The sequence below is a fragment of the Armatimonadota bacterium genome, assembly GCA_016789105.1.
GTDB lineage: Bacteria > Armatimonadota > Fimbriimonadia > Fimbriimonadales > Fimbriimonadaceae > UphvI-Ar2.
The window spans coordinates 1-23,988 of sequence record JAEURN010000007.1 but is presented as its reverse complement, the minus strand read 5'-3'; the positions used below and the strand labels follow the sequence as shown (position 1 = coordinate 23,988).

Here is a 23,988-nt window from a genome sequence, read left to right as displayed (position 1 = left end):
GTGACTTCCCTCGATTTCCGATTGTTCCCTTTCATTTTCACTCCAACCCGATGTATTTTTTGTAAGCGTCCACAACCAATTCCAATTGGGGGGCGAACAGCACAACGGCGAGAGCCCCCGCGGCGAGGTAAGGGCCGAACGGGATCATCGTGTGTTCTACCTCAGGCTCTTCCTCAAACTCTTCGATCGAGTAAGGATTCTCGCCAAACCACCATTCATAGATTTTGGGCCAAACCAGCCCAAAAACGTCCATGCAAAGCACGTAGCCCAGCCCGCACTTGAGCAATGAGCCGATCGGTTCCGGCTCGGGAGCGGGTTCGTCCGCGGAACCGTTGTCGGGGACGGGCTTGCTGCGGAACATGGCGATTTGGATGGCCCCAATCACCGCCCCGAGGGCGACCGCCATCGCGAAGCTCATCCCCGCGCCCATCGGCAGGAGCACGGCCCCGATCCCCCTGGCCATTTTGATGTCGCCGTGGCCCATCGCGTCTTTGCGGAAAAGCACCCGCCCCAAAAAGGCGATCCCCCACAAAACGCCGACCCCGGTCAACGCCCCCGCGATGCTAGAAGGCATCCCCCCAACCCAGGCTTCCTTTGCCCCCACGGATGCGTAGGCCACGTTCATCCCCAATCCCGCGAACAGCATAAAGGCATTGATCTGATCCGGGATGATGTAATGGGCGAGGTCGGTGAAGATCGCCGCCACGAGGGCGGCCGAAAACAGCATGTACCCGACGGCCTTGATGACAAACACAGGGTCGCTGGATGAAAGCGGGTCGGCACAAAGCTGTTGGTACCAAATGGCGGCGAACAAGATGCCGGTGACGACTTCCACGACTTGGTACCGGGCACCAATCTTGTTTTTCCCGCAGGCGCACCGGCCGCCTTGGAACGCCCAACTGAGCAACGGGACGAGTTCGCGGGGGGTGAGCTGCTTTTGGCAACTCGGACAAAAACTGTGAGCCGGCTTATAGATGGAGATGCCCCGGGGCATGCGGTAGATCACGACATTGAGGAAACTGCCGATGGCCGCCCCGATCCAAAACCCCACGATCGCAGTCCAAGCTGGAAACACCCCGATTTTTCCTTGGCATCCTTGCCTTGTGCAAGATACCTAATTTAACACGCCCTGAAAAAAGAGGTGGGGGGCGGGCCGCTCTGGCCCGCCCCCCACATGCTGTCGGTCGGGTGGTTATTCCCCGCCGCTGTCCGCTTCGCCGGCGCTGAGGCTTGTGATGACCTTGAGCAGCGGGGCGAACATCGCGTAGACGATGAAGAGAACCATGCCGCCGAGGATGACGATGATGAGCGGCTCCAGGGCTGAGGTCAGTGATTGCAGGGTCGCTTCGACTTCAGCTTCATAGAAGTCGGCGATTTTTTGGAGCATGAAGTCGAGCGAACCCGATTCCTCCCCGACCCCGATCATGTGGACGACCATGGGCGGAAAGAGCCGGCTGGCTTCGAGCGGGTCACCAATGCGATCCCCTTCACGGATCCTAGCGCGGGCATCCAAAACCGCGTCGGACATGATGGAGTTGCCGACCGTCCCGGCGACGGTTTCCATGGCTTGCAGGATGGGAACGCCCGAAGTGAGCAGGGTGCCCATGGTTCGGCTGAACCGGGCCATACACACCTTGAGGTGCAGCGGGCCGAAGACCGGGAACTTGAGTTTGATCCGGTCAACGATGCGCCGCCCGAACCGAGTCCCGGCAAACAATTTGAACCCGAAGAACAAGACCACACCAACGATTAAGAAGATGTGCCAGTTGTGGATCATGTTTTGGGAAAGGTCGATGAGGAACTTGGTGGACGGCGGGAATTCCGTATCCTTCATCCCAAGGTCTTTGAAGATGGCGGTGAACTGCGGCACAACCAAGACCATGAGGAGGACGAGGATGCCGACGGCGGCCAAGATAACAATCACCGGGTAGGTGAGCGCGGCTTTGACCTTGCGCCGGAGGGCGACATCGTTTTCCAAGAATGCGGAAAGGCGTTGCAGGGCTTCTTCCAACACCCCGCCGACTTCACCGGCGCGGATCAAACCGATGAAGAGGTTGTTGAAGGTGCGCGGGTGGCGTTGCATGGCCCGGCTGAGGGATTCCCCGCCTTCGACCCGTTCACCGACGTCGATGAGGATTTTCTTCAGCCGCGGGTCTTCCGTCTGCCGACTGAGAACGTCGAGGCACCGGACGAGCGAGACCCCGGCGTCGACCATGGTCGAGAACTGCCGGCAGAAGAGCGAGAGCCGTGTGAGTTTGACCTTGCCGTACGAGCGCGCCTTTTTGACTTTGCCCTTTTTGATGAGGGTGACTTCAACGATTTCAAGGCCTTGCTCTTGGAATCGGGCCCTCAGGTTCTCTTCGGTTTCGGCTTCGGCCGTGCCCTTTTGCAGGCCTCCGCTCGGGTCACGGAATGTGTAGCTGTAGACTGCCATGGTTCATTTACCTCCGGGGCGGCCCGCCGGGACCGCTTTCACCTGGTGTTCCCAGGTTGATCATCTTCTTGAGCTCTTCGACGTTTTGGCACCGGGTCATCGCCTCTTCCAAGGTAATGAGCCCCTTCATATATTGGTCCCGCAGGCACTGATCCATACTCATCATCCCGTGAGCATGTCCGGTTTGGATCATGGATGGGATTTGGTGGGTTTTGTTTTCCCGGATGAGGTTGCGGATGGCGGGCGTCGCAATCATGATCTCGTTGGTGGGGATCCGCCCCGGGCCGGTTGCGCGCGGGAGGAGTTGCTGCGAGACGATGGCGATGAGGTTGTTGGAAAGCTGGACGCGGATCTGTTCTTGTTGCCCCGGGGGGAAGACGTCGATGATCCGGTCGATGGATTCTGGCGCGTTGTTGGTGTGCAGCGTGGCAAACACCAAGTGCCCCGTTTCTGCTGCGGTAATGGCGAGCTGGATGGTTTCCCGGTCGCGCATTTCACCGACGAGCAAGATGTCGGGGTCTTCCCGGAGGCTGGCCCTCAGGGCGTTGGCAAAACTGAGGGTGTCTTGCCCAAGCTCGCGCTGGTTGATAACGGAACTCTTGTGGGTGTGCAGATATTCGATCGGGTCTTCGATCGTGATGATATGGTGGGAAAAATTCATATTGATATGGTTGATCATCGCGGCGAGCGAGGTTGATTTCCCGGAACCGGTCGGGCCGGTGACGAGGATCAGGCCCCGGGGCCGCTCGCTGAGCGGTTTGAGGATCGGGGGGAGGTTTAGTTCCTCGACGGTCGGGATCCGGCTGGAGATAAGCCGGAATGCGGAAGCACAGGCCCCGCGGTCGCGGTACAGGTTGACCCGGAAACGGGCGCGGATCGGGCCTTTGCCCTGCTCGCGCAGGTGAACCGGGTTGGGGAGCGCATAGGAGAAGTCGAGCTCCTTTGTCTGCTCAAACCGGGTGACCTGGTCGTCACTAACGATTTCGTAAAGCATCCGCTGCGATTGCTGGGGGGTGCACTTTTCGTAATTGAGGCGGAGGAGTTTGCCGTCCTCGCGAATGACGGGTTCGCTGTCGGTGCAGATGTGGAGGTCGGAACAGTTGCGGTCGACGACGATGTGGAGCAGTTCGTCGATATGGAGATCCTCCATTGATTTCGGCGCACCGGCTTTGCGTTCTTCGCGTGGCGGCTCCCCACCCATGCCCATAGGGGCGTCGGAGGGGGGCATTGTCGGCGGCGGGGTTGTCCCTTGCGGGGGCATGTTCGGATTTTCCATCTGTGGGCGTTGTTTCTTTAGTTTGACGTGGGTTGAATTCTGGATTGTTCGCGGTGGTTCCGAGAAATCAGAAACCGGCGGTGAAGACGACGCGCATGACTTCGTCGGGCGTGGTTTGGCCCATCAGGACTTTGCCGAGCCCGTCTTCGCGGAGTTCTTTCATCCCGTTGGCTTTGGCCGCCGCTTTGATGTCGTTAAGCGGTGCGCGGCGAACAACCATTTCTGCGATTTCGCCGTTCATGACCATGAGCTCGTGGAAACCGGTCCGGCCTTTGAACCCGGTCATCCGGTTGTCCTCGTGCGGGATCCCGCGGTAGAGGGTGACCTTGGCATCCGGGTTTTGCACCTGGAACCCGAACCGCCGGAGTTCGATTTCCCGAACCTCGTACGGTTCTTTATGGGAATTGTCGATTCGCCGGCCGAGCCGCTGGGCGAGGACACCGACGACGGTCGCCGAGATCAAGTAGGGCTCAACACCCATGTCGATCATCCGGAGGGTGGCCGAGGGGGCGTCGTTTGTGTGGAGCGTGGAAAGCACCAAGTGGCCAGTGAGCGAGGCTTCGATGGCGATTTCCGCCGTTTCAAGGTCCCGCATCTCACCGACCATGATGATGTCGGGGTCTTGCCGGAGGAAGGCGCGGAGGGCCGTTCCAAAGGTGAGACCAGCTTTTTTGTTGACTTGGACTTGGCTGAGGCCGTTTAGCTGGTATTCGACCGGGTCTTCAACGGTGATGATGTTCCGCTCGACAGAGTTGAGCATGTGCAGCACCGAATATTGGGTGGTCGTTTTCCCAGAACCCGTGGGGCCGGTGCAGAGGAACATCCCGTTGGGCTGGCTGATGAGCTCTTCGATGGCGGCCTGGTTTTCTTCGGTGAAACCGAGTTTGCCGAGCCCGATCATCGCGTTCCCCTTGTCCAGGATCCGCATGACGATCTTTTCCCCGAACGGCGTGGGGATGGAGCTGACCCGGAGGTCGAATTCTTGGCCTTGGTGTCGCACCTCGATCCGGCCGTCTTGAGGGACGCGCCGTTCGGCGATGTTCATTTCCGCCATGATTTTGAAGCGGCTGATGAGGGGTGCCTGGAGGTTTTTGGGCACGGTCATCGCTTCGGCAAGGACGCCGTCGATCCGGTACCGGATCCGGACGGTGCGCTCTTGGGGTTCGACGTGGATGTCTGATGCGCGGTCAACGATGGCGGTTTGGATCACCGCATTCGCGAGTTTGATGATCGGGGCCTGTTCGGCCAGTTCGGCACCATCTTCATCGTCGCCGGTCGGCATGCGGGCCTCATCGGCATCCCGGCTGACTTGGGCTTGGGCGACGAGGGCGCTGATACCGGCGGTTTGTCCCGACTTTTTCGCCATTTCGGCTTTGGCGGCCGCAACGGCCGCGCCGTTGGCTTCCGCGCTGGGTGCCGCTTCTCCGGAACCGTAATAGCGGCGGATGGCATCTTCGATGGCACCGGGCACCGCCACGGCAGGCTTAACCATGCAGCCGCTGGCAAAGCGGACGGCGTCGATGGCCTCCAGGTTGTTGGGGTTGCTCATAGCGACCCAGAGCATGGTGCCGTCTTTGCGGACGGGGATGACACTGTGGAGTTTGGCGATGCGGTCCGGCACGACGTTGACCGCGCTGCTTTCCAAGCTGACGTTATCCAGGTCGACGAACGGATAGCCAGCCTCCTGGGCTTGGGCCTCGGTGACTTCCCGCTCACCAACCATTCCCAGGTCGGTCAGGATCTTGCCGAGGTTGGGGTTTTTGGTCTGTTCCTGGACCTTGAGGGCCTCTTCCAACTGATCCGGCTTCAAGTACCCCTTGTCGATCAGGTACTTGGTCATCGGTAAACGTTCGATTGCCATTCGCTTAACTGTCCTTCAACCCCCGCGGCGTGCACTGGCCCCAGGTTTGAAAAATCCCCCCGCAACCGACCGATTTTCAGTTCCTCCGGTGGCCGGTTCCAAGGGCAGGCCCCTATTTTAGTCACAAATCGACCTCAAGAAGATAGGGGCGTCGCCACTTTCTTGACTGAAAGTGTGGGTCTTAACGTTCGGGGCGTCCTCCTTTGGGCGGCATAATCGGTTCTGTTTTGATCCGATCCGCGCTTGTTTCCCTGGTTTCCTCGGCTGTGGAATCCCTTATTTCTGCGGGGGATCTGCCCGTTGCGGCCCGCGAGGTCGGCATTGAAGTCGAGCCACCCAAACAAGCCGACCACGGCGATTTCGCCACCAACTTTTGCCTGGTTGCGGCAAAAACCGCCGGACTCAACCCCCGCGCCTTGGCCGAAAAGCTGGTGCCGGCCATCCAGGCCGTAAATTCTCCCCTCCTCAATCCTGGTGAGGGCGAGGGAACGCCGGTACTTGGTGCCCCCGTGCTCTCGGGAATTGAGATCGCGGGGCCGGGATTTGTCAACTTCCGTCTGAATCCCGCCTGGGCCGCCGGGTTCTTGGACCATGTGATCAAAGATCAAGACGGTTTCTACAAGCTCCAACCCGCCCGCCCACTCAAAATTAACGTCGAGCACGTTTCCGTCAACCCAAACGGGCCCATCACCATCGGCTCGGGGAGAGGGGCGGCGTTCGGCTCCGCGCTGTGCAATGTGCTTGAAGCCGCCGGGCACACCGTCCACCGCGAGTACTACATCAACGATGGCGTGAATTCCGAGCAGATGCGGCTGTTCGCCGAATCGGTGAAGGCGATCATTGAAGGCCGCCCCGTTCCTGATAATGGCTATAAGGGAGATTACGTGCACGAAGTCGCTAAGGAGCTTGGGCACCTTCAAAGTGCCGACCTACTTGACGTGCAACACGCCTGCCAATTGGCAATGATCGAGGCGCAGAATTCTGCGTTGTCCACTTTCCAAACCAAATTCGATACCTGGTTTTCCGAGCAATCCCTGCACGATTCCGGTGCCGTGCAACTAGAATTAGACCACTTGATCCAAATTGGGGTCGCTGATGACGAACCCACCCGTACCAAGGTCGTCTTCGCCAAGGGCGGAACCATCAAAGAAGTCCAGAAAGAAGCTCAGCCCGCCGACGAAGACGATCCCGATTCCCTCCTCGGGACCGGGGAGGGTCAGGGAGGGGTCGATGCCGAAACGAGCCCGGGTGCCATTGGCAGAGCCGGTGCGGCAAACAAAACCATTTGGCTCCGCAGCACCAAGTTCGGCGACGACCAGGATCGGGTTCTTAAGCGCAAGGACGGCCGACTCACGTACATCGCCAGCGACGTGGCGTACCACAAAGACAAGTTCAACCGCCCCGCCAATGCCGACAAACTCATCACGGTGCTCGGGCCGGACCACCACGGCTACATCGCCCGGCTCTCTGCGGTTGTCGCCGCCATGCACGCCGACCAAGCGGAACCGGTTAGCAACGACGCCCCGTTGAGCGACCATGAGGCCGTGATTTACGACAGCAGAGAAGACCGCAACCGGTGCCTGGCCTCGCTCGCTTGGGCCGAAGAGCATTTGGAAGTCCAGATCTTCCAAATTGTGCGGTTCCTTAAAGATGGCAAGCCCGCCCCCATGCGCAAGCGGGACGGCAACATCTATGCCCTCATCGACCTGGTCGATGAGATCGGCGAGACTTTGAGACCGAACGGTTCAAAACAAGAAAAACAGCAGGCCGGCACCGATGTCGCACGGTTCTTTTATCTGATGCGCCACCACGACACGGCCATGGATTTTGACCTGGAACTCGCGACTAAGCAAAGTGACGAGAACCCGGTGTTCTACGTTCAATATGCCCATGCGCGCATTTGCAGCGTCATCGACAAAGCGGGAGCCGAAGGTTTTGTGGGCGAACAATCCAGGATCGATCAGCTCACCCATCCCAAAGAGACGGCCCTCATCCTCAAGATCTGCGATTTGCGGCACGAGGTTGAACGGACGGCGGCGGATTACAGCGTCAACCGGTTGGCAACCTATGCCATCGAGTTGGCCCGCACTTACCATGGGTTTTACGATTCATGCCGGGTCATTCAACCCGACCAACCGGATCTCACCCGCGCCCGGTTGGCCCTTTGCGAATCGGCGCGCGCCGCGTTGAAGGCGGCCTTGGGCCTGCTCGGGGTCTCCGCTCCGGATCGAATGGACCGGTCAGCCTGACCCGTGCCCCGGCTCATCGCAAAAAAATTTCAAAAAAAGTCGCCGTATTTGCAACGAAAAATAGCGCAATGATGTTGCAATTGGGAAGGGTGGCCGGGCCAGGGGTCTTGTCCACCCGGAAACTCCGTTTGGAAACACCATGAAACAACTCACAGTTCTCGTTCTGGCGGCATTTGTCGCCGGTTCCCTTTTGGCATTCGCCGGTTGCAACAGCAGCGGCGGTGACACCGGATCGACGGGGTCGGCATCGGGGAGCGCGGCCAAAACCGATTCCAAAGCCCCGGGCGGAAAATAGCCAAGCCGCTGTCTCTCAGTGAAAAATGGAACAACCCCGGCGCCGAACGGCGGCCGGGGTTGTTGATTTTTTGACCGACCGGTTTACTTGCGGCGTCGCCGGGCAGCGGCCAAAGCGATCCCGGCCAAGACCGTCATGGTTGCTGGTTCGGGGACGCCTTCGGTCACCTTGCTCGAGCCCAACTGTCCACCCGTGTTTTGGATGTGGGCCATGGTGCGAACCTGGTTCCCGCCATTCGAAAGGTCATCGAAGTTCGCAACCGAAAGGCCATTGCCGACCAGCCGGACGGTCAAGCTGTCGCCTGGCAAAAGTCGCTGGGCGCCGCCCCCGGCATTGCTTGTGTTCAGCTGCACATCGACATCGAACGTGGTGCCCGCATCGGGGAACGAACCGCTTGCCGCAGAGGCGAAGGTCGCCGTTTTGCCAGCGATGGCGGTTGCCGAGCTAATGGTCACGAACGGATTGAGGTTGAGCAGGACTTCGCTAACGAATTGGCCGGCGCCGCTCGTTGCGTTGTGGTCGATTTTCACATCAACGGTGTTCGCGGCAAAGTCGGTCAAGGTCACGGTCATCCACGGGGCGGTGCCCGAGGGAGTGTCGCCGGTATATACGATTCCGTAATTGAAAACAAGGGTTGCGGCGTGCGCCAGAGGGGCGAAAGCCGACAAAAGCACAAGGGTTGCCAGGGAGCGTTTCATATTGATCTCACTCTCGATAAGAGGCTTAACCGGACAGCTTCCGGTCTCAGTGATCCTCTTTCCCAACCATTGTACTTGGAACTTTCCGCCTTGATTGCGGTCGTGGGCGCAGTATCCGTAAAACCGGTAGTTTTCCTAACTGGTGGCCGAAGGCATCTCCATGTCGGAACTGTGCCCCGGGAATAGCTTGGCCGCGGGGTCCAGGAGGGTTTTGGCAACGCAGACGGCGGTGGCCGCTTCGCCGACGCCGGTTGCGATCAGTTTCAGTTTCCCATCAAAGGTGCAGACATCCCCGGCGGCAAACACCCCGGGGAGATTTGTTTGGTAGTGGTGGTCTACGGAAATCTGGTTCTTTTCAATGGCCAGTCCCCAATCTTTGATGGGCCCAAGCGAGGATTTGAACCCAATGTTGACGATGAGGGCATCGCAATCGACCGTTTCCTGAGTTTTGGACTCGGTGTTCTCTAATGTGACGGCCTCCAAGGCGCTTTCCCCGTGGAGTTCCTTGACGACATGGAAGAGGCGAATATCGGCATCGGTTTGACGGAGTTGCCGAACGGTTTCGTCGTGCGCGCGGAACCGGTCGTTGCGGTGGACAAGGGTGGTTTTGGCGGCGATCGGGTGCAGAGCGACCGCCCAATCGAAAGCGGAATCTCCCCCGCCGACGACCAAAATCTTCTTGCCTTGAAAAGCAGCCTTGTCGCGGACGCCGTACGTCAGCCCGTTCCCTTCGAACTCGTCTTCGCGTTTCACCCCGATTTTGGTGGGGGCAAAGGCTCCCGCCCCTGCGGTGATGAGCACGGTGCCGGTTGGCCAACGGCGGCCGTCGCCCGTAGTGACCGTCCACCCGTCCCCATCTTTCTCTAAGCCGCTGGCCACTTGCCCCAACACGAGTTCCGGCTGGAACCGGCGGGCTTGCTCAATGAGCTGGGCGGCGAGGTCTTTGGCAAGAACCTCGGGGAAGCCGGGCATGTCGTAGACGTACTTTTCGGGATAGAGAGCGGTGAGTTGGCCCCCAAGTTCGGGTAAGGAATCGATGACGCGCACGGACATGCCCCGCAGCCCGGCATAAAATGCCCCAAACAGACCCACAGGTCCGCCGCCAATGATGGTGAGGTCGACTCGATCCACGCTCCCTATTCTGCCCGAGTGGCGGCGGTGCGGCCTAGCCGAAAAGCTCTGGCCAAATGAGTCCAAAGTTCTATATAGCAATAATATTGCAACAGATCATTTGCTCTCAAACGCAACAGTGTGTATCCTTTCGGGAAATGAAACGGAGAACCGCCTTTACCCTCATCGAATTACTCGTCGTCATCGCCATCATCGCGATCCTAGCGGCAATCCTCTTCCCCGTTTTTGCCCAAGCCAAAGAATCCGCCAAGAAGGCGCAAGACCTCAGTAACCACAAGCAGATCGTGACGGCGATCATGCTTTATTCCAACGACTACGACGACCGTGTTTGCCATACCCACCACGACCTGGAGACGGGGCAAACCATTGCTGACCTATACACCTGGTTCGACCCCCTGCAGCCATACATCAAGAACAAGCAGATCTTCCGCGACCCAGATGTGAACTCCACTCCGTCGATCTTCCCCACGTGGATGTCTGTGGCCGATTGGAAGCCGTTGCACACCGACTATCTGATCAACGGGTTCTTTGCCCACGGGGCGAGTTTGACCGAATTCGACCGGGTCGCCGAGCAGATCATCATTGCCGAGCGGCATGAGCGGGTCGGCTATTTTGATTACCATCCCTGGGCATCGGCTCCCGATGGCCAGTGGGAGCGGGGGTTCTTGGATGGGAGCGGCTATGTGCTAAGCGACGTCGGGACTGACGCGCAAGTGTTAGACCCCAAGAATACGGGCCGACACTTGGGCGGCAATAACTACTCCTTTGCCGATGGGCACGCCAAGTGGTACAAATTTGTTCAGACTTTGGACAAATCCAAGGCTCCGGATGCCATCGATAACGTTGGCCTGCACAACATTGACAACAAGCCCCCGGTCGATTGATCTGAACGATGGGTCACCAGGCTCTTGGGTTGCCAACCAGCGGGCCTGGTGGCCCTTAACACTCTGATAACCGTTACAGGGGACGTAAGCGGGCAAAATGATTCTATGCGCCGTGCATTTACGCTCATTGAGCTTCTCGTTGTGATCGCGATCATCGCTGTTTTGGCGGCGATCTTGTTCCCTATTTTTGCCCAAGCCAAGGATGCGGCCAAAAAAACTCAAGACCTCAGCAATATCAAGCAGATCGGTTTGGCCCTGAACATCTATGCCGCCGACTACGACGACATGTTGATGAAGGATGACGAGGATGCGGATTACGAGTGGTTCGAGATCCTTTATCCGTATGTAAAGAACGAAGGCGTTTTCCGGACTCCCAAATACAAGGCCCTGGCAACCGACCCGGAGACCGACTACCTCCTGAACCGCCTCGGGGTCATTGGCTTAAGCATGACGACGTTCTCCCAACCCGCCAACCAAATTCTGCTGGCACCCCGCGCCTTTGAATACAAGCATGACGACTATGTTTCTTGGCCGGAAGAAGATGACGAATGGGATGAATTCGACGAGTACGTCAATGAGGATGACGAGCCAGCATTCGACGTCGCGATTTTCCGCAAGATGTTCGCCGAGGGCGCAAATTATGGCTATGTGGACAGCCATGCCAAGTTCCACCGATGGGAACAGACCATCGAGCCAGGCGAGGAAGGCCCCGGTGAGCACAACATCGACCGAATGTGGTTCCCCGAAGACTGAGAGCCATGTTGGCGTTGAGAGTGGCCCGACTGCAAACGTGGACAGACCAGTAAAATCCACCTTCGCGTGGAAAACTTTGATGTCGTTGTCGTCGGTGCCGGTCATGCGGGCATCGAAGCAGCCCTAGCCTCGGCCCGGTTGGGGGCTTCCACGCTGTGCGTTACCCTTAGGCTCGACCGGATCGGCCACTTGCCCTGCAACTGCAGCATCGGGGGCCCCGCCAAGGGGCATATTGCCCGGGAGGTGGATGCGCTCGGTGGCCAGATGGCGGTGACGACCGACCACACGCTGACCCACAACCGGCGCGTTGGGACAGGGAAAGGGCCGGCTGTCCAGACCCTGCGAGCCCAAGTCTGCAAAAAAGACTATCCGGTCTTTATGCAAAAGGTCATGGCGGGACAGGAAGGCTTGACCCTCCTCGAAGGCCAGGTGCTGACCGTTCTCGAATCAGGCGGTTCGATCACGGGGATTGTTGTGGCTGCCGGCGGCTCCGCCGAAACCCAGACCATCGCTTGCCGGTCGGTTGTTGTCACAACGGGCACATTCTTGAACGGACTTTGCCATGAAGGGGCGACCAAGACAGTAGCCGCACGGCATGGAGACCGGGCAGTCTCAAATCTATCAGACTTCCTCCGTGACTTGGGGGTGCGGCAAAGGCGGTTCAAAACCGGGACAACCCCCCGCATCGCGTTGTCTTCAATCGACCTGTCCAAAACGCTTGTGATGCCCTCGGAGCCGGACGCTGGGCCAATGAGCTTCTTGCACGACCGGACCTTTGAGACTCAAGATTTGCTGCCGACCTGGCAAACCCACACGACCCCGCAGACCCACGATATCCTGCGGGAAAACTTGCACCGGTCGGCCATGTTCAGCGGCCAGATCGAGGGCGTAGGGCCCCGCTACTGCCCTTCGGTCGAGGACAAAGTGGTGCGGTTTGCCGACAAGGAATCGCATCCGATTTTTCTTGAGCAAGAAATGTGGAACGATGAGTCTATTTATGTCCAAGGATTCAGTAGTTCCATGCCTGGCGACGTTCAGCTTGCTGCTTTGAAGGCGATCCCGGGACTCGAAGAGGTTTCCATGATCCGTCCGGGATATGCGGTCGAGTACGACATGGCCGACCCGCTGCAGTTGCGTCCGACTTTGATGTCCAAGCTGTTAACCGGCTTGTTCTTGGCCGGCCAAATCAACGGCACTTCCGGATATGAAGAGGCGGCCGGACAGGGGATTGTGGCTGGGATCAACGCGGCCCGATTCGCGACCGGACAGTCTGAAATCATTTTTCCCCGAAGCCAAAGCTTTATTGGCGTGATGGTCGATGACTTGGTCACAAAGGGGGTTGAGGATCCCTATCGGATGCTGACTGCCCGGGCCGAGCACCGGCTCCACCTCCGGCACGACAACGCCGATCAACGGTTGACCCCGCTGGCGATTGAAATTGGACTTGCCAGTCCGGAAAGGGCGGACCGGTTTCACCGCAAGATGGAGCTATTGAACACAGCGCTCAATGGGTTGCAACAAACATCAGTCTATGAAGCCCAAAGCCAAGCCGCAGAGTCGCTCGGGCTTGGACCGGTCAAAAACAAGATCCCCCTCTTTGAACTCCTCAAACGGCCGGGCTCCGGATTGAACCTGGTGGTCCAATTGGCGGGCGACATTGATGCCGACGCCGGTTGGCTGGCAAGACCAGACGATCCAGAAAGCGGCCGACTCCAAACCGAGGTCAGGGAGCAAATCGAGATTTTGGCCATCTACGATGGCTACCTCAAGCGTCAGCAAGAGGAAGTTGCCGCCGCCGAGCGATTGGAAGGCCTCCAAATTCCGGGGGGCTTCGACTTCGGGGCGGTGAGAGGTCTCAGCTACGAAAGCACGGAGAAGCTGAGCCGTGTCCAGCCGGCAACCATTGGCCAAGCGGGTCGCATCCCCGGCGTCCGGCCATCGGATATCGCGCTGCTCATCGGTTGGCTGCGCCAGAAGTCTGCCGCTTCATGAGACGCGGGGCGATGTCGCGCCAGTCAAAAATCAAGAACCGCTTGTTGCCGCTATCCATCATCACAAGGATCCCTTGTGGGTACCGCACACCCAGATCCCGACTCGTGGCCTCCATGCCATCGGTGGTATCAGCCGGGGTCTCGAATGCCGCAACCAAGGTGTTGCGTTGGTCGGATTCGTTTGCCCCGCCTCTGGTGTAGACAAACACCCGCGACTTCTTCTCGACCTGGTCGACACTGAGCAAAAAGCCATCTTGCGGCGAAGTTTCATACAGCGCGAGACCTTCCCGGTCGGCTTTGTACCCTTCAGTCCCGAATGTAGCGAGTTCCTTGTCCGCGCCCGGGCGCTCAGGGTCGGCCCAATATTTGCGGATGCCGGCCAGTTCGTCGCTGTAATACACGACCCCCGCCTTTTGGTCAACGCAGATGGCTTCGATTTCGCCGTTTCCGTCTTTGTCAACTCCGCTGAATGCGCCAAAACGCCGCACTAATTTAAGATCGATCCTTCCATTATTCGGGACAAGCCGGTATTGGGCCAGGTAGTTCGTTTTCCCGCCGGTTTTGGGGGCGACGATGGCAAATTGTGCCCCATCTTCCCGACGATAGACGGCAATTCCCATTGGTTCTTTGGCCGACCCGGTTTCTTCTCCTAAAATCGAGGTGTTGCCCGAGATGTCTTCCAATTTCCCGGTTTCGTTGTCGATCGAATAGATCCTCAGCTTCCCGGCTTTCCGCTCGGTCAGGATGGCAAAGTCAACCGTTTTCGCGCCTAGGCTGAGGTCATAGCCGACATCGACATTGTTGGGCCGATCCAATCCTTCGATTTTTTGGACGGTTTTGCCTTCCAAATTGAAGGCGTAAAGCGCGCCGACCGATTCGACTTTGTCGGTGCCCAGAATCAGGCTTTGGGTCGGGTTGAGCCGGTTCACCCAAATGGCCGGATCATCGGCATCGTGGGCAACCGGATCCGTGGCGGCAGCCGGCTTGAGTTCCTGGGTGGAGGTTGCCGTTCCCCCGCTGGCCCCGGCACTGTTGAACCGGGTTCCGGGTTGGTTATCCAAAGGGGAGTTGCCCGTTCCCGCACACCCGGCCAGCAAAAAGCCTGCCGCAATCAACCCGGTTCGTTTCATAGTGTTGATTATAGGACGGCCGACTGCGTTATCAGGGACACTCAATCGGCTTGTCCGGCAATGCGGAGGAATTTGCGGTTCCACTTGGGGTCGCGGCGAATGATTGCCGCTTCAAAAGTCAGTTCGGGGATTTCACCCGCCGCCGCCCGGCTCCCGTCGGGATCCATTCCGATTGTGACAGCTTCCCTCAACTGGGCCAAGGCGTCATCTTGGTTGGCCGAGGAAAAATCGAAGCCCTCGACGGTTTTCCCCATCGTTTCACCGGCTTCTCGGGTTCCCGCAAGGAAAAAGTATTTTTTATAGACCGAATAGTCTCCATCGTAGTCAATGGCAAAGTACCGGTCTCCCGATGGGGATTCGGCGATCTCGGCAAACAGGGACCGAACGACCATCGGCGCGGTGGAAAAATCCCCGAAGGCCCGCTTGATGGGCTGGCTGAGGTGCGTGGCCACCCGTTGGATGGTCACATCGTCCTCACTCCGCCGATACCCCTCTTGGTGGCAAAATTCGATGGCCGCCACGCGGACGGATTCCACATCGCTTTGTTGGCCGATTGCTGAAAAGACGAGTCGGTCGTAAATCTCAAAGATTTTCGTGGATTGGTATCGAAATGTGGCGAAAAGGATCCCATCGGGGATGGAGGCGGCCGCGACGGGGATCCCGCCTTCCAGCCTCGATTCCACAAATTTGGCGCGGTGGCCGATGTTTTCTTGCCAATCGTACGGGGTGACCATGGGCTTTCACCTATCCTACGCCATCGAAGCGGGCAGATGCGGCGCGTCCCGCATTCCCTGTCTGTTCCGGTCGGCGCAAGTAAAATCGCGCGAACGCATGGATTACCGCCGCAGTTACCTCAAAGACCTTTTCGGCATGGCTCCCGGCATGCCCGCCGATGCCTATGGGTGGGTCAAAACGCGGCGAGACAGCAAAGGCGTGAGTTTTGTGCAATTGAACGATGGCTCCTGCTTCCAAGATCTGCAGGTCGTTGTCGAATCGGGAGCGATTCCGGAAGAGGTTTTGAAACAAATCACCACCGGTGCCTGCGTCAAATTTTCGGGGACGTTGGTCGAAAGCCCGGGCTCGGGCCAGGCGATTGAGCTCAAGGGCGAATCGGTGACCGTGTTCGGAACGGCCGACCCCAACAGCTACCCGATGCAGAAGAAAGGGGCTTCGTTCGAATTCCTGCGGGAAATCGCCCATTTGCGGGTGCGGGGTAACACCTTTGGGGCAGTCCAGCGGGTGAGGAACCAGGCCTCGTGGGCGGTTCACAAGTTTTTCCAGTCCCGGGGGTTCAAATGGATCCACACACCGGTCATCACGGCCAGCGACTGTGAAGGGGCGGGGGCGATGTTTGCCGTCAGCACCCTGCTGGAAGCCGAACACGGCCCCGATGGGGCCCAATACCGCCTGAAGAACACCGACCCGGCGGAAGACTTTTTTGGAAAGCCGGCGTTCCTCACCGTTTCGGGCCAGCTCAACGTCGAAACCCAAGCCCTGGGATTGACCAACTGCTACACGTTTGGGCCGACTTTCCGGGCGGAAAACAGCCATAGCGTCCGGCACCTCAGCGAGTTTTGGATGATCGAGCCGGAGATGGCGTTTTGCGACATCCACGGCGACATGGATTTGGCCGAAGAATTTGTGAAAGAAGTTATCCAAGACGTTTTGGACCATTGCGCCCCCGACCTTGAGTTCTTTAACCAGCGGATCGAGCCGTCGCTTTTGGACACGCTGCACCATGTCTCATCCAGTAATTTTGAACGGGTGACCTACACCGAGGCGGTGGATATGCTGGTTAATTCCGGCGAAAACTTTGAGTTCCCTGTGGAGTGGGGCAGCGATCTGCAATCCGAGCATGAACGGTGGCTGACGGAGAAGAAGATCGGCCGGCCGACCATCGTCACCGATTACCCCAAAGACATCAAGGCGTTTTACATGTACCGCAACGACGACAACAAAACCGTCCGGGCCATGGACGTTCTTGTCCCCCGGATTGGGGAGTTGATCGGCGGTTCTCAGCGCGAGGATCGGCTGGACGTGTTGGAGGCCCGGATCGACGAAATGGGGTTGCCGAAGGAAGCCTATTGGTGGTACCTGGATTTGCGGAAATACGGATCCGCACCGCATTCTGGTTTCGGGCTTGGCTTCGAGCGGCTGATTATGTACCTGACGGGTATGAAGAACATCCGGGATGTGATCCCGTTCCACCGGGCCCCGGGCTCGGCGGATTTTTAGGGCCTCGTGCGCTTTCTCCCCCGACTCGACCGCCGCATCGCCGCCGAACTCCGGCGGCAGCAAAAGACCATCTTGAAAGGTCTGGTGTGCGTTGTTGTCACCTCGCTGCTCACGGTTGCCACGCTCAAACTCACCCTCACCGCCCTCACCGCAATCGAGGACGCTGCGGCCACCCGCATCAGCCAAGAGAGCCTGAAACTGACGGAAAAGCAGGTGGAGCCGATTGCCGGGCGCCTGGGAGTCGACAAGGGCAAACTTGCCCGGGCGATCGAAGAAGCGCGGAAGACGGCCGACAACCTGGATTTGACGCGGGAACAGATTGAAGAGGTCGCCAGGAAACAAAAGCTCGATGCAACCGTGCTCGGACAAGAGATCCTGGTGGCGCGGCAAGAACTGAAGCGGCAAGAAACCCAAGACCAGATCGCCATCCGGCAGAACAACGCGTTGCAAACCCTGGCCCTTGCCTGCTTTGGCGTTGTGGCCCTGTTCGCCCTGAAATATGTGTTCACTCGCGGGCAGGTCTACTATTTGAGCAAAGCAAGTAACCGTTTGGCCACCGACCTGCGGCAACGACTGTTCGACAAGCTCATGCGACTGCCGGTGCAGTATTTCAACAGCAAGCGGACGGGCGAGATCCAAAGCATTGTCAGCAACGACGTCGGCGTTTACCAAAGCGCGGTGATGGTGATCCGCGATTCGATCGACGGGCCGATCAAAGCCTTGGGGGCCCTTGCGTTCGTGTTCTACATGCAGCCGCTGTTGGGGCTGATCGCTTTGATGTTCGTGCCTTTGCTGGCGTTTGTCGTCAACCGCACCGGCCGTCAGATCCGGGATGCCCAATCCCAGATCCAAGACGACTTGGCGAGCGTGACAGCCCTCAGCCAGGAAGCGTTGAGCGGGGCGCGGATCATCAAGTCTTTTTCGGCCGAAGATCAGATGCGCGGGATCTTTGATGAAAGCGCGGAAAAGCAATACCAGTCTCAGCTGACGGGGGCGCGGCGGATCGCTTCCCTGCGGCCGACGGTCGAATTCCTCGGCGCCGTGGCCATCGCTATCATCATGTACGCGTGCGGGCACTTGGCCAAAGCAAACCTGTTGGCGGTGGCCGACATCATTGTGATCGTCCAAGCGCTGGATATCGTCAACCAGGGTTTTAAGAGCATCACCAACGTGACCAGCACTTACAACCAGGTGCAAGCGGCCGTCGACCGGATCCACAGCCACATTTTGGACATCCCCGACGAACGGTCGGAACGGGCCGACGCCCGCGAAATTGCCGACGCCCGGGGACGGATCGAGTTCAAAGACGTCTCGTTCACTTACCCAGATGGCACTGAGGCTCTGAAGCATGTGAGCTTTACGCTGGAGCCGGGGGAATCCCTGGCCTTAGTCGGCCCCTCGGGTTCAGGCAAATCGACCATTGCCGACTTAGTCTTGCGGTTTTACGAACCGACCAGCGGGAGCATCACCTTCGATGGGATCCCCTATCCGGATCTCAAGGTGAATTGGCTCCGGGCGCAATTCGGCGTGGTTCCCCAGCAGACATTTTTGTTTGCCGGGACGATCCGTGACAATTTGCGGTTGGGCCGTTCTGAGGCATCCGACGCTGAGATCGAGCAGGCGGCCCAGATGGCCAATGCCAAGCCGTTCATCGACCAATCCCCCGATGGAATGGACACCGTATTGGGGGAACGCGGAGTCCGCTTGAGCGGTGGGGAGTTGCAACGTCTGGCAATTGCCCGGGCATTAGTCAAAGACCCCAAAGTCTTGATTCTGGATGAAGCGACTTCCAACCTCGATTCCGTGAGCGAAAAGGTCGTGACGCAAGCAATCGAAGAGGTGATGCACAAACGGACGACGTTGTTTATTGCGCACCGGCTGACCACGGCGGCCCGGGCAACGAAGATTCTGGTAATCCGACGGGGCGAGGTTTTGGAGACCGGCACCCATGAATCGCTGTTGGCCAAAGACGGCCCCTATGCCGGCATGTACCGGGCGTTCACCAGCGGAATTTTGGACGGGCAGATCGACTGATGTTCCGCGTCGCCGGCCTGGTCGCCCAATCCGGATCATTCCAGCTTGGACCGGTGGAGTTCGATGCCCCGGTTGGGGAAATCACCGTGATTCTGGGTGAGAACGGATCGGGGAAATCAACCCTCCTTCGGGCCGTGTTGGGTGAAGTCCCGTGGCAAGGGCAGGTTGCGCTCGATGGCGTCGACTTTGCCGGAATCAGCCTCAAAGACCGGGCAAAGCTTGTTTCGGCGGTGCCGCAGACGGAAGAGCCGCCGTTTCACTTCACGGTTTTCGAAACGGTGTTAATGGGTTGCCTTCCGCTGGAGACTGGCCGGTGGGAATCGGCCGCTGAACTCCAGGTAGCAGAATCGGCACTCCGCGAACTGGGAATCTGGCCGCTGAGGGATCGCCCCGTCCGCGAGATCAGCGGGGGCGAACGCCAACGCACCCTGATCGCGCGCAGCATCGCCCAAAACCCCCGCCTCCTCCTTTTAGATGAACCCACGGCCCACGTGGACTTGCCGACCCGTTCGAATCTGGCGCGGTTAATCCCGGATTTGGCAGCGGGTCGGAGCGTGTTGCTCACCACCCACGACATCGCGTTCGGCACGGCGGTCGGGAGCCGGTGCATCCTGCTCAAGGGCGGGAACGCCGTCTATTCGGGGCCGATGGATGGCCTTTCATTGGCGGTGCTGGAATCTTGCTTTGAAGTGGGTTTGCAAGAGTTCCAAACGGCAACCGGCCGGACGGCATTCCGTCCGGCCGATTGAAACCAGGTTCCGGTTTAAGTTAGAACCCGCGTTCCTTTTTGACTTTTTCTTTCTGTTCTTCGACGTACCCGTCTTTGCGCCACCATTGGCTCGAGGTGGACGTGGGGTTAGGGGTTGGTTTGTAGATCCCCTGTTTCTTTTTGAAAATCGCCGGTTCGGCCGGCAGACCGGTGTCGGCCTTGGCGTTTTCCCCTTCACCTTCCATCGTGATGGTGTGCTCCTTGACGTTTTTGGCGAGCATCTCTTTGGTTTGTTGGGCCGACGGGCCCTCTGCGGTGGGTTGCTTCGGTTGTTCAGGGAAGAGCGGCTTGGTGAGCCAACTGGTCGCGTTCATAAAGAAGGCGAAACAGAGGATCAAGACGATCGATACGCCCCACATCGCCCGGGATTTCTGGTTTCTCATAATGGCCTGTGCTCCTTTTCAACGGATATTGGTATTGTAAACGTTCCCGCTTCCACAAATCGGGCCAATGGCGGGCATTCCCGGTATGAAAGACCCCGTAGTCGCCATCGACGCCCGGCTTGCCGGAACCCAGAATACGGGCGACACAAGCTATTGGCGGGGGCTGATTTGGGGCCTCTCGCAAACCTGTGGCGAAGCCCAGGTCACCTTGTTCGGCGACACTCCACGGCCTGCCGAATTGGGCGACTGCCCCTTCCGGTGGGTTGAAGTCCAGGCCGCCAATCCCCGCCTTTGGAGCCTGGTGGCTTTGCCTCGTGCGGCAAAGGAATCGGGGGCCGACATCTTGCACACCCAATACAACGTGAGTCCGTTGACGGCTTGCCCCGCGGTGACAACCGTTCACGATGTGTCGTTTTTCGTCAACCCTCTTTGGTACGGGTGGAAGGACCGCCTTTTGCTGACGAAGGGGCTTCCAGCGAGCTGCCGGCGGGCCAAGCAGATCCTGGCCGTTTCAGAAACCACAAAGCGCGAGATCGAACAGTACATTCCGGCGGCCCGGGGGAAAGTGACCGTGACCTTCAACGCCTTGGGGCCAGGGTTCGCGCCGGCGGACAAGACGGTCGCGAAGGCATTCCTACGCAGCCGCTTTGGAATCGAAACCCCATTCGTGTTTGCCATCACATCTCCGTGGGCGCGAAAGAATTCACGATTGGCGGGGGAGGCATATTCGCAGTCCCTGCTTGCGGAGACCCACCGTTTGGTGACTTGCGGCCCGGGAGAAGCCATCCAACCCGGATCGCTCCACTTGGGCTATGTGGATGATGCCACCATCCGGAACCTTTATTCGGCGGCCGATTGTTTCCTCCTGCCGAGTTTGCACGAGGGGTTCGGGATCCCGATCCTGGAGTCGTTCGCCTCTGGCACACCGGTGGTTTGCGGTCCGGGTGGGGCCATCCCCGAGGTGGCATTGGACGCGGCCTGGGTTTGCCCGGATTACCGGCCGGAAACGTGGGCCGGCACGTTGGACCGGCTTTTTGACGATTCCGGTAAATTGGAGGCGATGGTGGCTAAGGGCCGGGATCGCGTGCGCGATTTTTCATGGCTGGACACCGCCGCAAAGACTTGGGAGGCATATGGACGGGCAGCCGCGGGTGGATGAGTTCCTAGAATCGATCTTGGCGTGCCCGGCATGCCCTCACCGCCCCTTGTTAAAGAAGGCAGAAGGCGGTTGGGAATGTCCCGATTGCGGCCGTAACTACCCGGTTATCGACGGCATACCCCACCTCGCGGTTAACGATGGCCTCACGCCAAGTCCGGAACAAAAACAATGAAAGTCCTTGTCCTCCACGGCCCCAATATCAACCTCACCGGATTCCGGGAGCCGGAACTTTACGGAAAAAAACCGCTGGCCGACATCGATGCGGACATCCAGGCGACAGCCCAAGAACTGGGGATGGAAGTGCGGATCTTGCAATCCAACCATGAAGGCGTCTTGATCGATACGATCCAGGAGAACCGCAAATGGGCCGACGCCATCGTGATCAACCCCGGGGCGTTCACGCACTATTCGATCGCATTGCGCGATGCGCTGGCCAGCGTACGGACACCGGTGGTTGAAGTCCACCTGAGCAACGTTCACTCTCGCGAGGAGTTCCGCCGCCATTCGGTGATTTCGCCAGTGACGGTCGGGCAGATCACCGGGCTGGGGGCGGTAGGCTATAGCCTCGCGTTGCGGGCAATCAAATCGCTCGAAAGCCCTTCTGCCTAACCAAAGACAATGGACAACCTCAGCCGCCTCCGTGCCGCCATGGAACAGAGTTCCGTGCCGGCGTTGCTTGTCACCACCATCCAAAATGTCCGCTGGCTGAGCGGGTTCACGGGTTCGAGCGCCGTCTGCCTGGTCACGCCCGGTACGGCAGTTTTGGTAACGGACAGCCGGTACACGTTGCAAGCCCGGGCCGAAGTGCAGGGGCTGGAAGTCGTAGTCTTTCAAAACCCGCGGTCGCTCGATGATGTGATCGAAGAGCAAGCGGCAGCGGCCGGGGCATCGAAGATCGGATTTGAAAGTTCGCTCACCTATGGCCAATGGAAGAAGCGCCGTGACCGAATCTCTGCCGTCGAATGGGTTGAAAGCCCGGATTTGATCCGCGACTTGCGAATGGTCAAAACGGCGGACGAGATCAAACGGATCAAAGCGGCCTGCCAGTTGGCCGATGCCTGCATCGAGAACATCACGGGGCTCATCCAAGTCGGCCGAACAGAACACGAAATCGGGTTGGACATCGAATTCTTTTACCGCCGCCACGGGGCCGGGATCGCCTTTGACCCGATTGTGGCCAGCGGCCCAAATTCGGCCAAGCCCCACGCCCACCCGGGCGAGCGGAGAATCGCCCGGGGCGACTTTGTGACGATCGACTGTGGCGGCCGGCTTGACGGGTATTGCAGCGACATCACCCGGACGTTCGTGGCCGGCGAGGCAAGCGATCGCCACCGGGAAATCTATGACCTTGTTTTGAAAGCCGAGGTCGAATGCTGTGCGTTGTTGCAGCCGGGAGCCCAGGGGAAGGAAGTGGATGGCCACGCTCGCAAACTCTTTGCGGAAAAGGGGCTCGACCGCCATTTCGGCCACGGGCTGGGGCATGGGCTGGGGATTGATGTCCACGATCCCGGCGGATTGAGCCCCACGGTTGACCAGCCCATTGCCGAGGGCATGGTCTTTACAGTGGAACCCGGTATCTACATCGAAGGGTTTGGGGGTGTCCGGATAGAAGACGACGTGCTGGTGACGGCGGCAGGTCCGGAGATCCTCACCCACGCGCCCAAAGAGCTCCTGATCCTTTAGATGCCGCAACCCCTTGCCTCCCTGGATCGGGTTCAACTCCGCGAACAGGGGAAGAGCCTAAGCCTGACAATCCTTCCTGGTGAACTGATCGCCGTGATGGGCCCCACCAACTCGGGCAAATCTGACTTGTTGGACTTTGTTTCGGGTGGGCGGCCACCCAGATCCGGCACCGTTGACTGCGACGTCCCCCGCGTGTTGTGCGGCGACCCGGCATTCCCCCGGCGGGCCACTCCAATGGGTCTGGCCAAGGCGGCAGCCGATTCCCCGGAAACCCAACGCATGGCGGTGGCCCTGACCGCCCTAGGCCTTGCGGAGCTGCGCGACACCCAAGTTTCCCGGTTGACGCCGAGCCAAATGATCGCCAGCGCGCTGATCGGCGCGCTCGTTCCAGAGCGGGGGCTGGTCTGCATCGACGGCCTGCTCGACCTTTTAGACCCTTGGCGGCGGGAATCGGTTTGGCGGGCCATCGATGACGACCTGGATTTGGGCAAGTCGTTTGTGATCGCCACAAACAGCCCCGCGCTGGCCGAACGGTGCGACCAGATCGTGGTGGTGGGTGGGGGGAGCATGGTGTTTGCAGGGACGGTGGCCAAGCTCCTGGCCGATGCGGGGCCAACGACGTTCACCGTGGAATGCGACGACCAATCGGCGGTTGCGGCGATGGTCGAACCGTTCGCCATCAATATCAAAAAGTCTCCGGGGCAGGTCGTCTTCACCTCCCACCGCAACCAGGCAATGGCCGCACACTTGTTGACGTACGGTTATGGGGCAGTGAAATCGGTTGTCGCCACTGAACCGACGGTGGCCGATGCTTTACGGTCGTTGCGGGTTTATTAAGATTTTTTTCATAGGCTTGACAACAACGAGACGGTTCTGAAACATTTTTTTTGCTTAGCATAGGACTAACACAATGATCAAAAACTCTCTTTTGGCCTTGGTTCCTGCCCATTTGATAACGCCCAGTACAGCCGTCTTCGCCCAATCCGGGGGGGGGGGGATTGGCGGAACATCTTGGTCGATTAG

General features: G+C 58.9%; 22 protein-coding genes. 13 read left to right on the top strand and 9 right to left on the bottom strand.

The window, feature by feature from the left end; genetic code table 11:
• Positions 1-37: 37 nt before the first annotated feature.
• The 4 genes from JNM28_07670 to tadA form a co-directional block, all read right to left on the bottom strand.
• The gene (locus JNM28_07670; protein MBL8068313.1) at positions 38-1,051 is read right to left on the bottom strand and encodes a prepilin peptidase; all 1,014 of its coding nucleotides are present in this window, start codon (positions 1,049-1,051) and stop codon (positions 38-40) included.
• Positions 1,052-1,192: 141 nt separating this feature from the next.
• Positions 1,193-2,434: a type II secretion system F family protein gene (locus tag JNM28_07665; GenBank protein ID MBL8068312.1), complete on the bottom strand. Its 1,242-nt coding sequence runs from the start codon at positions 2,432-2,434 to the stop codon at positions 1,193-1,195.
• Between the two features lie 7 nt (positions 2,435-2,441).
• The gene (locus JNM28_07660) at positions 2,442-3,584 is read right to left on the bottom strand and encodes a type IV pilus twitching motility protein PilT (GenBank protein ID MBL8068311.1); all 1,143 of its coding nucleotides are present in this window, start codon (positions 3,582-3,584) and stop codon (positions 2,442-2,444) included.
• Positions 3,585-3,777: 193 nt separating this feature from the next.
• Entirely contained in the window at positions 3,778-5,571 is a 1,794-nt protein-coding gene (tadA, locus tag JNM28_07655) for a Flp pilus assembly complex ATPase component TadA (protein ID MBL8068310.1), read from the bottom strand.
• A 227-nt stretch (positions 5,572-5,798) separates the two neighbouring features.
• Here tadA and JNM28_07650 point away from each other — a divergent pair, with 227 nt between their 5' ends.
• Both JNM28_07650 and JNM28_07645 read left to right on the top strand, forming a co-directional pair.
• The gene (locus JNM28_07650) at positions 5,799-7,820 is read left to right on the top strand and encodes an arginine--tRNA ligase (GenBank protein ID MBL8068309.1); all 2,022 of its coding nucleotides are present in this window, start codon (positions 5,799-5,801) and stop codon (positions 7,818-7,820) included.
• A gap of 139 nt (positions 7,821-7,959) precedes the next feature.
• On the top strand, positions 7,960-8,115 hold the full coding sequence (locus tag JNM28_07645) for a hypothetical protein (protein ID MBL8068308.1): 156 nt from the start codon (positions 7,960-7,962) through the stop codon (positions 8,113-8,115).
• 83 nt (positions 8,116-8,198) lie between these two features.
• Here the strand turns inward: JNM28_07645 and JNM28_07640 are convergent, their stop codons facing one another.
• Together JNM28_07640 and JNM28_07635 are read right to left on the bottom strand one after the other, a co-directional pair.
• Positions 8,199-8,813, bottom strand: coding sequence for a PEP-CTERM sorting domain-containing protein (locus tag JNM28_07640; protein MBL8068307.1), 615 nt, complete (start codon positions 8,811-8,813; stop codon positions 8,199-8,201).
• Between the two features lie 135 nt (positions 8,814-8,948).
• Positions 8,949-9,953: an NAD(P)/FAD-dependent oxidoreductase gene (locus JNM28_07635; protein MBL8068306.1), complete on the bottom strand. Its 1,005-nt coding sequence runs from the start codon at positions 9,951-9,953 to the stop codon at positions 8,949-8,951.
• Between the two features lie 128 nt (positions 9,954-10,081).
• Between JNM28_07635 and JNM28_07630 the strand changes: the two genes are divergently transcribed.
• The 3 genes from JNM28_07630 to mnmG all read left to right on the top strand — a co-directional run bounded on the left by JNM28_07630 (position 10,082) and on the right by mnmG (position 13,573).
• Positions 10,082-10,828, top strand: a complete 747-nt coding sequence (locus JNM28_07630; protein ID MBL8068305.1) for a prepilin-type N-terminal cleavage/methylation domain-containing protein — start codon at positions 10,082-10,084, stop codon at positions 10,826-10,828.
• 105 nt (positions 10,829-10,933) lie between these two features.
• A complete protein-coding gene (locus JNM28_07625) occupies positions 10,934-11,581 on the top strand; it encodes a prepilin-type N-terminal cleavage/methylation domain-containing protein (protein ID MBL8068304.1) in 648 nt (215 codons plus the stop codon).
• A gap of 54 nt (positions 11,582-11,635) precedes the next feature.
• Complete coding sequence (gene mnmG / locus JNM28_07620; GenBank protein MBL8068303.1) at positions 11,636-13,573, top strand: tRNA uridine-5-carboxymethylaminomethyl(34) synthesis enzyme MnmG; 1,938 nt, start codon at positions 11,636-11,638, stop codon at positions 13,571-13,573.
• Here the strand turns inward: mnmG and JNM28_07615 are convergent.
• Together JNM28_07615 and JNM28_07610 are read right to left on the bottom strand one after the other, a co-directional pair.
• Positions 13,536-14,702: a phytase gene (locus JNM28_07615; GenBank protein MBL8068302.1), complete on the bottom strand. Its 1,167-nt coding sequence runs from the start codon at positions 14,700-14,702 to the stop codon at positions 13,536-13,538. The two genes, mnmG and JNM28_07615, sit on opposite strands and share 38 nt — an antisense overlap.
• A gap of 41 nt (positions 14,703-14,743) precedes the next feature.
• Positions 14,744-15,436, bottom strand: coding sequence for a hypothetical protein (locus JNM28_07610; protein MBL8068301.1), 693 nt, complete (start codon positions 15,434-15,436; stop codon positions 14,744-14,746).
• Positions 15,437-15,533: 97 nt separating this feature from the next.
• Between JNM28_07610 and asnS the strand changes: the two genes are divergently transcribed.
• The 3 genes from asnS to JNM28_07595 are packed head-to-tail and all read left to right on the top strand — an operon-like array spanning position 15,534 to position 19,720.
• Positions 15,534-16,937 carry an asparagine--tRNA ligase gene (gene asnS / locus JNM28_07605; GenBank protein MBL8068300.1) on the top strand — a complete coding sequence of 468 codons (1,404 nt, stop codon included), beginning with the start codon at positions 15,534-15,536 and terminating at the stop codon, positions 16,935-16,937.
• Between the two features lie 6 nt (positions 16,938-16,943).
• Entirely contained in the window at positions 16,944-18,971 is a 2,028-nt protein-coding gene (locus tag JNM28_07600; GenBank protein ID MBL8068299.1) for an ABC transporter ATP-binding protein, read from the top strand.
• On the top strand, positions 18,971-19,720 hold the full coding sequence (locus JNM28_07595) for an ABC transporter ATP-binding protein (protein MBL8068298.1): 750 nt from the start codon (positions 18,971-18,973) through the stop codon (positions 19,718-19,720). Before JNM28_07600 ends, JNM28_07595 begins: the two co-directional genes overlap by 1 nt.
• Before the next feature lie 19 nt (positions 19,721-19,739).
• On the opposite strand, the gene JNM28_07590 is transcribed toward JNM28_07595, so the two are convergent.
• Positions 19,740-20,123: a hypothetical protein gene (locus JNM28_07590; protein MBL8068297.1), complete on the bottom strand. Its 384-nt coding sequence runs from the start codon at positions 20,121-20,123 to the stop codon at positions 19,740-19,742.
• Positions 20,124-20,208: 85 nt separating this feature from the next.
• On the opposite strand from JNM28_07590, the gene JNM28_07585 reads away from it, so the two are divergent.
• From JNM28_07585 to JNM28_07565, 5 genes are read left to right on the top strand one after another with little or no spacing between them, the layout of a single operon-like run.
• Positions 20,209-21,282, top strand: a complete 1,074-nt coding sequence (locus JNM28_07585; GenBank protein ID MBL8068296.1) for a glycosyltransferase family 4 protein — start codon at positions 20,209-20,211, stop codon at positions 21,280-21,282.
• A complete protein-coding gene (locus tag JNM28_07580) occupies positions 21,257-21,454 on the top strand; it encodes a Trm112 family protein (protein ID MBL8068295.1) in 198 nt (65 codons plus the stop codon). Before JNM28_07585 ends, JNM28_07580 begins: the two co-directional genes overlap by 26 nt.
• Positions 21,451-21,891, top strand: coding sequence for a type II 3-dehydroquinate dehydratase (aroQ, locus tag JNM28_07575; protein ID MBL8068294.1), 441 nt, complete (start codon positions 21,451-21,453; stop codon positions 21,889-21,891). The genes JNM28_07580 and aroQ overlap by 4 nt, the downstream gene beginning before the upstream one ends.
• Positions 21,892-21,900: 9 nt before the next feature.
• Positions 21,901-22,965 (top strand): aminopeptidase P family protein, encoded by a 1,065-nt coding sequence (locus JNM28_07570; protein MBL8068293.1) that lies wholly within the window; start codon positions 21,901-21,903, stop codon positions 22,963-22,965.
• Positions 22,966-23,802 carry an ATP-binding cassette domain-containing protein gene (locus tag JNM28_07565; GenBank protein MBL8068292.1) on the top strand — a complete coding sequence of 279 codons (837 nt, stop codon included), beginning with the start codon at positions 22,966-22,968 and terminating at the stop codon, positions 23,800-23,802.
• Positions 23,803-23,988: the final 186 nt, after the last annotated feature.